General features: G+C 36.4%; 6 protein-coding genes. 4 read left to right on the top strand and 2 right to left on the bottom strand.

The annotated features are described in order from the left end of the window. Positions 1 to 1947 carry a penicillin-binding protein 2 gene (mrdA, locus tag AVL50_RS25545; protein WP_063850918.1) on the top strand — a complete coding sequence of 649 codons (1947 nt, stop codon included), beginning with the start codon at positions 1 to 3 and terminating at the stop codon, positions 1945 to 1947. 225 nt (positions 1948 to 2172) lie between these two features. On the opposite strand, the gene AVL50_RS25550 is transcribed toward mrdA, so the two are convergent. Next, positions 2173 to 3465: an amidohydrolase family protein gene (locus AVL50_RS25550; protein ID WP_062619761.1), complete on the bottom strand. Its 1293-nt coding sequence runs from the start codon at positions 3463 to 3465 to the stop codon at positions 2173 to 2175. A 57-nt stretch (positions 3466 to 3522) separates the two neighbouring features. Next, entirely contained in the window at positions 3523 to 6531 is a 3009-nt protein-coding gene (locus AVL50_RS25555) for an amidohydrolase family protein (protein WP_062619763.1), read from the bottom strand. Between the two features lie 125 nt (positions 6532 to 6656). Here AVL50_RS25555 and AVL50_RS25560 point away from each other — a divergent pair, with 125 nt between their 5' ends. The 3 genes from AVL50_RS25560 to AVL50_RS25570 all read left to right on the top strand — a co-directional run bounded on the left by AVL50_RS25560 (position 6657) and on the right by AVL50_RS25570 (position 13099). Then, complete coding sequence (locus AVL50_RS25560) at positions 6657 to 7532, top strand: TIGR01777 family oxidoreductase (protein WP_062619764.1); 876 nt, start codon at positions 6657 to 6659, stop codon at positions 7530 to 7532. A gap of 906 nt (positions 7533 to 8438) precedes the next feature. Then, positions 8439 to 11618, top strand: coding sequence for a SusC/RagA family TonB-linked outer membrane protein (locus tag AVL50_RS25565; protein ID WP_062619766.1), 3180 nt, complete (start codon positions 8439 to 8441; stop codon positions 11616 to 11618). A gap of 20 nt (positions 11619 to 11638) precedes the next feature. Next, positions 11639 to 13099 carry a SusD/RagB family nutrient-binding outer membrane lipoprotein gene (locus tag AVL50_RS25570; RefSeq protein ID WP_062619768.1) on the top strand — a complete coding sequence of 487 codons (1461 nt, stop codon included), beginning with the start codon at positions 11639 to 11641 and terminating at the stop codon, positions 13097 to 13099. The last annotated feature ends 317 nt before the right edge of the window (positions 13100 to 13416 follow it).

Raw genomic sequence — 13416 nt, forward strand, 5'->3', positions numbered from 1 at the left:
ATGGAAGTAAGACGTTGGCATATCATCATTGGCTTTTCTGTACTGTTTATCACTTATGCTATAGTGTTGATGAATATTCAGGTATTCAGTAAAAACTATAAAACAAGAGCGGAAGCTAATATAGTGGAAAGAGTAGTGGAATACCCATTACGCGGTATGATTTATGACCGTAATGGGAAGCTATTGGCCTCTAATGCAGCGGTATTTGATATCATGATCGTACCTAAATATTTCAAACTTGCTCCAGAAGATTCTACAGGTTTAGCAGAAATGCTGGATTATTCTATGGAAGAGTTCAGAGACAATATCAAAAAAGCCAAAAGATATTCATGGTATAAGCCTTCTATTTTCAAAAAGCAATTGACAGAACAGGAGTACGCTCAAATTCAGGATAGAATTATCTCTTATAAAGGACTCAGTATACAAGCAAGAACCATCCGTTCTTATCCTCATAAAAGCTTAGCTAATGCACTTGGTTATGTAAAGGAAGTTTCGTCAACTTTTTTACAGAAAGATACAGCTAAATATTACCAAAGTGGTGACCTCATTGGTAAAAGTGGTGTAGAGAAATATTACGAAGAGCAATTGCGTGGACAGCGTGGTGTAAGCTACATCATGAAAAACGTAAAAGGTGTCACAAAAGGTAAATTTGAAGACGGTAAGTTTGATACCATTCCTAGAGTCGGAGCCACTTTAACTTCTTCTATTGACTTAGATCTTCAAGCCTATGGAGAGCAGTTAATGGGAAGGAAAAAAGGTGCAATTGTAGCTATTGATCCGAGTACAGGGGAGATTTTAGCCATGATTTCAGCACCTTCTTATGACCCTAACGAATTGACTGGAGAAGGTAAAAGAGTCTCAAAAATATACAGTGACTTATCAAGAAATGAAGATAAACCATTATTTAATAGAGCCATGCAATCTCGTTATCCTCCGGGTTCTACTTTCAAAACCGTTATGGCTATGATTGGATTGCAGAGCAGAGCTGTTGATACCTTGACAACTTATTTCAATTGTAACAAACATCTAGTGGGTTGTCATGATCATAAATCACCATTAAATGTTTCTGGTTCTATCGTCAACTCTTGTAATCCTTGGTATTATCAAGAGATCCGAAGAATGCTGAACGACGAAGGAAAACGTTATGAGACGTCGGACCTTTTGCGTAAGACATTGGATGAATGGAAAGAAGAAGTGATGGAATATGGTTTAGGCCGTAAGCTTGGGGTGGACATGCCTTATGAGAAAGGTGGTTTGGTACCAAGTTCTAAATTATACGATAGAATTTATAAAGGTGGAGGCTGGAAAATCAGTACCATTCACTCCATCAGTATTGGGCAAGGTGAGGTGCTAGCTATGCCAATTCAATTGGCCAATTTAGGAGCAATCATCGCCAATCGAGGTTATTATTATACTCCTCATATCATTAAGGATGTTGGAGGAGAAGGACCACTGCCGGAATATAAGGAAAAACATAAGGTGAATGTAAAACCTGAATATGTAGATCATATTGCCAGAGCGATGTCAGAAGTGCCACGCATTGGTACTGCAAAGAGAGCCTACAGCCCTGATATTGTAATCTGTGGTAAAACAGGTACAGCTCAAAACCCTCACGGTGAAGACCACTCCATATTTATGGGATTTGCTCCATTATATAATCCTAAGATCGCGATTGCTGTATATGTTGAAAATGCAGGTTTTGGTGGTACTTGGGCGGCGCCAATTGCCAGCTTGATGATGGAGAAATATGTAAATGGAGAAGTGAAAAGAGGTTATCTTGAAAAATATGTAGATAGCGTTGATCTGATTCAGAGAGAAAAGGATAGAAGGGAAAGAGAACGTATTTTGAAGGAAAAAAGGGAAGAAGCAAAAGCAAGAAGATTAGAACTTCAAAAGAAAAGAGCAAAACAAGATTCAATCAAGGTAACAACATCACCTGAGGCATAACCCGTAGGGGTAGACCTATGTGTCTACCCGCTGTCAATTTGTCTAATAATTTTATCAGATAAATGATAATGAATGGCTGAATCAATGAATACATTCAATGAACGTAGATTTTCATGAAGCACAAAAGGTCATAATTTTACAGAATTATGACCTTTTGTGTTAATTGGTGGATCAGCGGGTAGACACATAGGTCTACCCCTACAGCTCCCCACGACCCCAATAAGATTACTGATTATCGTACTTCCCTTTGAATTTCTTGTACAACATACTGTGCTTGTTGTTTAAATCAATCTGTCTTCCATCAATAAATGCATGATTGATTTTACTCGTTCTCATATCCAATACATCACCTTCACTGACAATGATAGTCGCTGATTTACCTACTTCAAGGCTACCGTATTGCTTCTCAATTCCAAGAATTTTGGCAGTGTTAGAAGTGATCATCTTCAAAGCATCTTCTTTTTCCACCCCATAAGCTGCTACAGTACCAGCATAGAAAGGAAGGTTTCTTGAATTGGAAGGACTTGAATGTGTAAGCCCTACTGTCAAGCCAGCATCTTGTAATAATTTAGCTCTTTTGTAAGGCAGGTCCACATCATCCTGTTCGCGTACAGGCAAGCTGTGAACGTCAGTCATTAGAACCGGAATATCATTTGATTTTAAGAAATCTGCCACTAACCAGGCATCAGTACCACCTACCACTACAATGTTTTTTACATTATACTTTTGAGCTAATTTCACTGCCTCAACAATACTTTTTGCTTCATCTACATGAATAAAAAGTTGTTCTTTTCCAGAGAAAAGTTCCTTCATAGCTTCCAAAGGAAAATCAGGAACAGGAGTAGGTTCACCTTGACTGTAAGCTTCGGCGTCTCTTAATGTTTTCTCAATTAAAGCCACTTGCTGATGATAGCTTTTCGAAATAATCAAACCTTTTTCTGGGCTTGTCCATGAAGGGCTGTAATACTTTCTTGGCCAACGTAAATGCTGAGCATCGTTTTCCTTGATTAAAGCATCTTCCCAGTTCCAAGCATCTAATTGTACTACTGAAGAACGGCCTGAGAAAAGACCTCCCTTAGGCATAACTTGTTCTACTAAAACACCGTTGCTTCTCACTGTTGGGATAACATGTGAATCGGTATTGTAAGCAATGACAGAACGTACTTCAGGGTTGATTTTACCCGTTTCATAATTATCATTAGAGGCACTTACCGCTTCAATTTCCACTAATCCAAGTTCTGAAGTCGGCAGTACAAAACCAGGGTATACCTTTTGACCTGAAATATCAATTACTTCATAGCTATCGTCAGAAAAGTTTTCACCGATAAAGGTGATTTTTCCCTCATTGAAAGCGATGACAGCATTAGGAATTACTTTTCCTAACCCATCATGAATTTCTCCTCCTTTCAGCACAACACCTTTAGACTGTGCCTTGGCTGGTGTTGGCACCTGTGCATTTGCGTTGATCGACAAAAGCAATCCACAAATGACAGAAAATATATAATATGTTTTTTTCATGTTGAATGAGTTTTTCTTTTTTTTCGGGTAGATACATAGGTCTACCCCTACGTGGTATTAATCTAAATGCAAGTGATCACAGTGCATATGATGATTGATTTTTGGAGCAACATCTTTTGGCTTTGCACCGTTTTTAATTGCCTCTTGCATTTTAGCCACCAAGCGAGCACGTTCTGCTGTCATTTCCTTTTTTAATTGCTCATCATTTTCTAATGAAAAATACACCGTACCGTCTACTAAAGTGTAAGCAGACTTAGCATAAATAGAAAGTGGATGATCTGTCCAAAGTACCACATCTGCAGATTTACCAACTTTGATTGATCCCACTTGATCATCAATTTGAAGTAATTTGGCAGGGTTAAGCGTGACCATTTTTAATGCTTCCTCTTCTGACATATCAGCGTATTTTACACTTTTAGCTGCTTCTTGGTTTAATCTTCTTCCCATTTCAGAGTCATCAGAATTGATAGCAACTGTCACACCTTGAGAAGTCATCAACGCGGCATTTTGAGGAATAGCTTCATAGACCTCAAATTTATAAGCCCACCAATCTGAGAAAGTGGAAGCACCTGCTCCATGTTTCTTCATTTTATCAGCTACCTTATAGCCTTCCAAAATGTGAGTGAAAGTATTTACTCTGAAATCAAAGCTGTCTGCTACTTTCATCAGCATATTGATTTCTGACTGTACATAAGAGTGGCATGAAATAAAACGCTCGTCATTTAAGATCTGTGCTAATGCTTCAAGTTGGAGGTCCTTTCTTGGTTTTGGACCTTGACCGGCATATTCTTTATGAGCTTTATCGTAAGCTCTTGCTCTAGCAAAACCGTCGTTATAAACCGCTTCAACACCCATTCTTGTTTGAGGGAAACGATGCGACATTGGCCAGCTTGAACGTTTTACATTTTCACCCAAGGCAAATTTGATAAAAGGTTTTGCATTCGGGAAAAGAAGTTCTTCAGGGTTAGTGTGTCCCCATTTCATCTTAACAATAGCAGACTGACCGCCGATAGGATTGGCAGAACCGTGAAGTAATTGTGCAGCAGTAACACCACCGGCCAATTGACGGTAAATGTCTACATCATTCGGGTTGACAACATCTTCCATTCTTACCATTGAAGACATTACAGCTACATCGTTCACACTGAACAAGGCAATATGAGAGTGTTCATCAATAATTCCAGCTGTAAGGTGTTTTCCTTTCCCGTCAATCACACGTGTCTTTTTACTAGCCTTTAAACCTTTACCTATTTTGACAATTTTTCCTTCTTTAATCAAAACATCAGTGTTTTCTAAAACACCTTCATTTTCATTGGTCCAGACTGTAGCACCTGTTATTAAAATATCTTCTTGTTTTGCAATTTCTTTGCTTCCATAAGCACTGAAAGGATAGATAACATCACCAAGAACATTGGCTTTTTCCTCTTTATCTTTCTTTTGATCCTCTTTTTTATCAGAAGAAGCCACCGCTTTCACCGCAGTCCATTTCACCCATTCGCCTTTAGTGTCTTTACCTTCACCACTGAAATTACCGTTTTGATCAGCCCATCCCGAAAGACGAATTTTAGGTGCATTTTTAGTAGTGTCACCTGCAAAAGCTAACGTCATCATTCCTTGATGTAAAGTAGCTTTAGTGTCCAATTTTGTGGAGTCGTTGATAGAAACATTCCACTTAGGAGCAGAAGGATTATCACCTGATGCTTTAAGAGTGTAAGTAGTATTATTCACTTTCAAAGCGTAGTTGCCAATCAAGTCGTCATTTGTCCATTTTTCAATGACAAACTGATGACCTCTGATCCAGTTTTCAAGTACTTTTCCTTTTTTAGAAAAGATATTATCAGAAGTGATAATGAAGTTGGCGATTTTACCAGGCTCTAAAGTACCTAATCTCGAAGAGGCATTGATATACTGAGCAGGAGTGACTGTAAGCGCTTCTAATGCTTTTTCTTCAGAAAGCCCTCTTTCAACTGCCAAACGTAAATTCTTTAAAAATGAAGTCTTTGAATCCAACTTTGAAGCAGTGATGGCAAATGTAAATCCTTCCTTTTCAAGCATAGCTAAGTTAGAAGGAGCCAATTCCCAGTGTTTCATTTCTGAGAAAGGAGCATTCATTGCATCAATTGGGTCTACAACATTGATAGGTTGAGGATAGCTGATAGGGATAATCAGAGAAGGCTGGAATTGCTTTAGGGTAGCTAAATCTTGGTATTCGTCACCATTACCCACGTAGATATATTTTTTGTTGAATTCTTTCCCAACTTTAGCCGCTCTTTCCAAGTCAAAAAGGTCTTTGGTATCGAAGAATTGAGGGAAAGATTGCGTAGCATTAAATGCTTCCAACGTTAAGTCTGTAAATTTTTCTTTGCCACCTTCAGTATACCATTGAGCATCATAATAAGTCTGTCTTAAAAGTGCTACATAACCCATGGTAGAAACAGGGTACATTTGAGCCGAAGAACCTTTGTCAAAAGCATAATGAGCGCCTACTTGGTTTTCAAGAATTAAAGTATTGGCTCTTCCTTTTCCGAAAGTAATTAAAGCTGATGTACCTCTAGCCACACCATCAGGTAGATAAGTCAAAGCACTACCGAAACCTATTTTACGCATTGCCTCCGCTTTTTTGTCATCACTTTTAAAAAGTTCAGCGGCATTATTATTAGCTCTTATCGCATCGTTGGCATTATAGGCTTTAGGATTTTGAGGTCCAATATTTTCAGGTTTCGTCCATGACCAGAAACTGCCTTTTTTCACGCCGGGCATACCATAATGTGAATTGGCATCGATAAATGAGGCATAAACATGTTTTCCTTTCGCATTAATTTCCGCCGCTCCTTTTGGCACAGCATTGCTTTTATTAACACTTATAATTTTGCCTTCCTTGATAACAAGTGTGGCATTTTCTAATTTTTCCGAAGGGGAGATGTGAATTGTTGCGTTAGTGATAGCGTAATAATTACTCCTGTCGTCCCGAACACCGTTGATTGTAAAAGTTTCTTGAGCGAATATATTGAAACAAGTACAAATCAATAAAAGGACAACACCTAGTAAAGAGTTGAGTCTAATCATATTGAAGTTTTAATTAATTGAATTGGAGGTTGTGTTATATTGAGACACTAACTTAATCAGTATTCAAAACAAAGCAAAACAACATCTTTATTAATTGGTTATATTGGTATTAAAAATAACTATTTATGAAAATACTTATTACAGGAGGATCTGGCCTAATTGGTAAAGAACTTTCAAAAGCATTAATCAGAGGTGGTCATAAAGTAGGATGGCTGTCTCGTAAAGAAGATTTAGATAAAACAATTCCTCGGTACAAGTGGGATATACCCAATAAGATGATAGATAGTAAAGCATTTGACGGGGTAGATGTAGTAATACATTTAGCTGGAAAAAATGTGGGAGAGGGACGATGGACATCAAAAGCAAAAGAGGAAATTTTAAACAGCAGAGTAGGTGCCACTACTTTATTGATGGAGACAATCAATGCATTGGAAATTCCTCCCAAAGCAGTGGTCTGTGCTTCCGCTATTGGTTATTATGGAGATAGAAGTGATGACTTGCTGGATGAGACTTCAAAAGCAGGGAATGATTTTTTAGCTGAGGTGGTGAAAAAGTGGGAAGATGCCATGGATATTTTAACAGTTAGTCGATTGGTAAAGTTGAGATTAGGCGTTGTTTTGTCCAATAAAGGAGGAGCGTTAGAAAAGATAGTATTACCAATTAAACTTGGTGCTGGCGCCGCACTTGGAAGTGGACAGCAGTGGATGTCTTGGATCAGTTTGGAAGACATTGTCCGTCTACTCATTTTTTCAGTAGATAATGACAAGATGAAAGGTGTCTATAATGCAGTGACATCTACTCCATTAACCAATAAAGAAATGACCAAAAGAGTGGCCAAGTTTTATCAGCGTCCTTTGTTGTTGCCTAACGTTCCGGTTTTTGTACTTAAATTATTATTGGGAGAAAGTGTAGCACTAGTTTTGAATAGTACAAAAGTGAAATCATTGGATGAAAACTTGAATTTTGAGTTTAAAAATAAAGAAATTGAAAGTATATTATAATAAACTTATGATTCATAACATTTTACACTATTCTAATAAAAGAGGTAACAATCTTTATGTTGTTACCTCTTTTTTTTGTGATTGCTAGACATTTACCTTTATACCTGTTATAATCGTTTATAATATAACACGTACTTATGCTAATTTCATTAATGTAGCAGGCACTGATGCTGAAAATTAAAACCCAAATACTTTAACAACAATCAGTGCCTGTAGAATGAAAAATTTATCCAATCTCATTATCATGTTTATTCTGAAGTTAAAACCAATATTGATGCATTGTGTTTTATAAGCAATGATACATTTGCTCATGCCTTCAATTCTTTATAATGTTATGAGAATACTTAATTTTTGATGATTAATAGTTTATTTTATCTCATTTATTACATGTAATCATTGTTATGAGATGGTTTTTACTTGTACATATTCAATGTAGTATTGTATTCCATTAAGTAATGATGTTAATGTTTATTTAACTGTTAATGAATTGATTAAATTTATAAAGCACGAAGACAGTCTGTATCTTCTATCAATAATTAAGTCTAACATTAAAATTACACATTGCCTTGAAGCAACAGTTTTTCTATTTCTTTTTTGATTCTTCATAGTTGAAAAAAATCCAATTAGGTCATATGAAGTAAACAAAAATCCAAAACGAAAGAGATGGAGTTCTCATTGAAGCTTTTATTTAAATACTAGTGTAAATCTAATCGGGTATTGAATTTTAAATCTAATATGAAAAAGCACCCAGAAATTATCAACAATCATGCATCCCTATTTTTAACATAGGTGAAAGTGATTTTCTTTCTAAAAACATTTACCTAGTACTTGTGATAACCTCTCAATCTTTTAATAAATACTATTTCATCTTACTCCACTCAAAGCTCAATTATTTCTTCTTATTTTATGAAAAAAATACTATTACTCTTAATTGCTGTTACAATTAGCTTTGTAGGAGCATATGGTCAGGAGCGTACTGTGACCGGTACAGTCTCTGACGGAGGAGAGCCTTTACCAGGTGTTACAGTAGTGGTAAAAGGAACCTCAAAAGGTACAATTACTAACCTTGACGGTAAATTCACCTTAGATGTTGATAATGATGATGTCCTGATTTTCAGTTTTATTGGTTATGCTTCTCAAGAAGTACCCGTAGGTACACAGTCTGTTATTGATGTGCCTTTGGAAGTAGATGCAGAGGAGCTAGATGAAGTTGTAGTCACTGCAATGGGGCAAACACAAGACAAAAAGTCTTTGGGATATGCTGTTCAGGAAGTACAAACAGAAGATCTGCAGCGTACAGGTAATCCTGGTTTAGCAGGATCAATGCAAGGTAAGATTTCAGGTGTAGACATTAAGCCGTCTTCAGGTATGCCGGGCGCCTCAACTCAGATTAACATTAGAGGTGCACGTTCTTTTACAGGAAATAACGCTCCTTTATATGTGATTGATGGTATGCCTATTTCATCAAATCCAGATTTCAGTACAGGTAGTTCTGTGACTGGTAGTGATATTTCAAATAGAGCTGTGGATATTGATCCTAACGATATTGAAAGTATCAATATTTTGAAAGGACAAGCCGCCGCGGCGCTTTATGGTATTAGAGCTTCTAATGGTGTAATCATCATTAAAACTAAAAGTGGTAAAGGGAACAAAATGGGAAAACCAGTGGTGAGAATAAATAACTTTACCAGTTGGGAAACAGTATCCCGTAAGCCAAAATATCAAACTACTTATTCACAAGGTACAGGAGGAAGATATGTTTCTAATAGTTCACAAGCTTGGGGTATTCCAATGTCTGAATTACCGGATGATCCTGATGTAGGCGGTAACTCTCAAGGACAGCCAGGGAAATACTTTGTTGCTCAAAGAGAATTAGCAGGCTTAGATCCATGGGTAGAGCCAAACACTTACGATAATTTTGGTGATTATTTTGAAACAGGTACTACAGTAAATACTTCGGTAAGTGTCAGTCAATCAACAGAAAGTGCCAACTATAGTGTCGGTTTAGGTAATACAACACAAAATGGTGTTGCTCCATCTACAGGAATGAAAAGGTGGAATGCAAAAGGTAAATTTGATGCTACTGTCAACAACTATTTTTCTGTGGGTGTTTCTGCCAACTATGTCAACACTGATATTGATAAATTATCTGGTGGTAATGATGCGGCTTTAGCAGGTGTATACGCAGCTCCAACATCTTATGATTTGAAAGGTATTCCGTTTGCTAATCCAGACAATCCGTATGAGCAAATTTATTATAGATCTCAAACATTTGATAACCCTTACTGGGCGGCGAATAATAATATCTTCAATGATAGAACAGACCGTTTCTTTGGTAATACTTATATTCAATATGAAACGGACATCAACCCCGATATGGATATCAGAGTAAAATACCAATTGGGAATAGATACTTATACTACTCACTTCCAGGATATTTTTGAATATGGTCATCGTGGGGCAGAAGGATACATCACAAACAGAGGTGTTACTAATAATATTTTGAACTCATTGACAACCATTAATTATAACTGGAAGATCAATTCAGATAATAACCTTAGTGCTATTGTTGGTAATGAAATAAACGATACAAGAAAAAAGACATATACTCAGGAAGGACAGCAGTTCAACTTTGGTGGCTGGAGACATATTGAAAATACAAAAGTAATTTCAGCACAAGAAGAACAAAGAAGAACACGTACTGTAGGTTTCTTTGCTAGTGTTTCTTATTCATATAAGAGCTTATTATTTCTTACAGCAACAGGTCGTACGGATTATGTTTCTACTATGCCTAGAAATAATAGAAACTTCTTCTATCCATCAATTTCAGGTAGTTTAGTATTGAGTGAGATGGATTTTATGGACAATGCTGATAAAGTTTCATTATTGAAAATTAGAGCTTCATGGGCTCAGGTTGGTCAAGCAGGTGAATATTTTGAAAACTTCTACGCTGTACCAACTTATGGTGGAGGCTGGTTCGGATCAGGACCTTTCCCTATCCGTTATCCATTAGCAATTAATGACGCCAATGTAAACTCATACACTCCAAATAATAAATTATTTGACCCTAACCTTAAGCCACAGAATACAGCTTCTTATGAATTAGGTGCCGACTTAGGGTTCTTCAACGATAGAATTAACTTGTCTTATACTTATTCTAGACAGGATGTGACGGATCAAATCTTTGCAGTACCTCTGACAGCTTCAACAGGTTATGGAGAATTAGAAACTAATGGTGGTAAGATCAATACGAATGCACATGAGGTGACATTGAATATCATTCCTATCCAGAATCAAGATTGGACTTGGTCACTAGACTTTAACTACTCTAGAATTATCAGTAAAGTAGAAGAGTTAGCAGACGGTGTGGAAAGTATTTTCTTAGGAGGTTTTACAACACCTCAAGTGAGAGCAGCAGCAGGGTTTGCCTTCCCAGTAATTTATGGTAGTAGTTTCCAAAGAGGACCTAATGGAGGAGTTTTAGTAGATGAGGATCCAAATTCAGCAGATTATGGTTTACCAATGGCAGGTCCAGCTAAAATTATTGGAGATGTAACTCCTGATTTCATTTTAGGTTTTGGAACAACTTTAAATTATAAGACATGGACATTAGGAGCCACTTTTGAGTGGAAGCAAGGAGGTGAAATGTACTCAGGTTCTAACGGTCTTGTAAACCTTTATGGTGTGAGTCAGGTAACTGAAGACAGAACAAATCCATTTATTTACCCTGGTGAAAAAGCAGACGGTTCTCCAAATGATATTCAAAGAGGTGGAGAATCTGATACTGGAGCCTATCAAAGAAGATATGATAATGTTGAGGGTAATATCGATGAAGCGTATATCTATGATAATTCGTTTGTAAAATTAAGAGAGCTTTCTGTAGGGTATAAGTTCCCTCAAAAAATTATCAAAGGAACAACAAGTGTTGGTTTGTCTGTGTTTGCAAGAAACATCTTATTATGGACAGAACTGCCAAACTTTGACCCTGAGTCTTCACAAGGTAACAATAACATGGGTGGATCTTTTGAAAGATTCTCAATGCCAAATACAAACAGCTTTGGTTTTGGAGTAGACATTACTTTCTAATCTAAATCTTAACAAGAAAAATGGAAAAAATAAAATATATGAAGTTATTCCTGATTGGAATAATACTCTCCTTAGCATCTTGTTCAGAAGATGTCTTGGATGAAATTAATAAGAACCCGAATAATCCTCTGGATGCTCCATCACAGTTTGTGATGACAGATGCCATGAACGCATCATTAGTAAGAGTAGCAAATGGTGATTATGCATTTTATGCCTCATTATTTATAGAACATCAAGTAGGTGTTTTCAATCAATTTCATCAAGCAGAGATTCGATTAGATGCCTCTTTAACCCAGGCAACAACCTACAACTCTGCATGGGTAGGATCATATGAAGCATTAAGAAATCTGAAGGTGGTGATTGAAAAGTGTTCCGAAGGAGGAATTGAAGTAGGCAACAACCATACATTAGGTATTGCTCAAATTTTAATGGCTTATAACCTATCAGTAGTGACTGATATGTGTGGTGATGTTCCTTGGAGTGAAGCTTTAGATCCTGTAAATTTCTTAAGACCAAAGCTGGATAAACAAGAAGATGTCTATAAAGCTATTTTTCAATTATTGGATGATGGAATTGCCAATTTAGCAAAAGAAAATGAGGGTAATTACCAGCCTATTGGAGTTCATGATATGATTTATGGAGGATCATCAGATTTCCGTGCAGCATGGACGAAATTAGCTTGGGGTTTGAAAGCTAGATTTACAATGAGATTATCTCACGTTGACCCAACTAATTACACCTATCAAGATGTCATTGCACATGCCGCAAAGTCGTTTGCTTCTATCAGTGAGCAAGCAAAATCAACTTATAATGGCTCCACATCTTATAACCCTTATTATTTAATGTATACTCAAAGGGATTATTATGGATCAAGCCAAAGTATGAGAAACAATATGGACGATCAAGATCCAAGAGTTGCTACATATTTTGTAGAATATCCTGGGACAGATTCATTGGCTTTTGCACCAAACGGAGATATTGATCAAATTCAAGGTGTATATGGTATCTCAGACTATTTTAATAATAGAACACAAGATACTTACATTATGAGCTATCACGAGTTACAATTCTTGATTGCTGAAGCACAAGCAAGGTCAGGAGGAAGTACCGCAGACATTCAGGCTGCAACTGTTGCTGCTGTAAGAGCACATTTGGCCGCTGCAAATATCAGTCAAACACAAATTGATGCTTATATAACATATATAGAAGGTAGTAAAACTTTTGATGCTGATTATGTAATGCGCGAAAAGTATATTGCACAGTATATTTCTGAATCGTTGGAAGCCTATAATGATTACAGAAGATTGAAGGCAATGGGAGCAGATAGTTATATTACTTTCTTAAACCCTCAGCCTGCAAAATTCCCTCTAAGAATGACTTATGGAGCTGATGATGTCAATAATAATCAGTTTGTAAGAGAAGCTTTAGAGAGTACAAATGTTTACACTGATAATGTTTGGTGGGCAGGTGGAAGTCGTTAGTATTACAAAATAATTATTAGTAAAGGGTACACTTAATTATATAAAGTGTACCTTTTTTTGTTATCTGTAAAATATAACAAAATGTACAATATACTATTTTTTAATAAATTTTGAATATTTTAATTTTAGTTATTTTTTATTCTTTATTTTTTATTTTTATTTATTTTAAATATTGTAAATCAGTTATTTATGAGTATATTAATTCAATTTTAAAACTCATTAACTTAAATAAATACAAGCCATAAAGTTAAAAGTTGATATTGCGGTACGAATAAAGGTTAATATTAAAAAAGATTCACTTTTATCAAGAGCAATCT

The organism is Flammeovirga sp. SJP92, from assembly GCF_001583495.1.
Lineage (GTDB): Bacteria > Bacteroidota > Bacteroidia > Cytophagales > Flammeovirgaceae > Flammeovirga.

Coding starts and splice junctions, on each gene's coding strand:
- AVL50_RS25555 (WP_062619763.1), bottom strand. CDS start 6,531: ATGATTAGACTCAACTCTTTACTAGGTGTTGTCCTTTTATTGATTTGT.
- AVL50_RS25565 (WP_062619766.1), top strand. CDS start 8,439: ATGAAAAAAATACTATTACTCTTAATTGCTGTTACAATTAGCTTTGTA.
- AVL50_RS25570 (WP_062619768.1), top strand. CDS start 11,639: ATGGAAAAAATAAAATATATGAAGTTATTCCTGATTGGAATAATACTC.
- AVL50_RS25560 (WP_062619764.1), top strand. CDS start 6,657: ATGAAAATACTTATTACAGGAGGATCTGGCCTAATTGGTAAAGAACTT.
- AVL50_RS25550 (WP_062619761.1), bottom strand. CDS start 3,465: ATGAAAAAAACATATTATATATTTTCTGTCATTTGTGGATTGCTTTTG.
- mrdA (WP_063850918.1), top strand. CDS start 1: ATGGAAGTAAGACGTTGGCATATCATCATTGGCTTTTCTGTACTGTTT.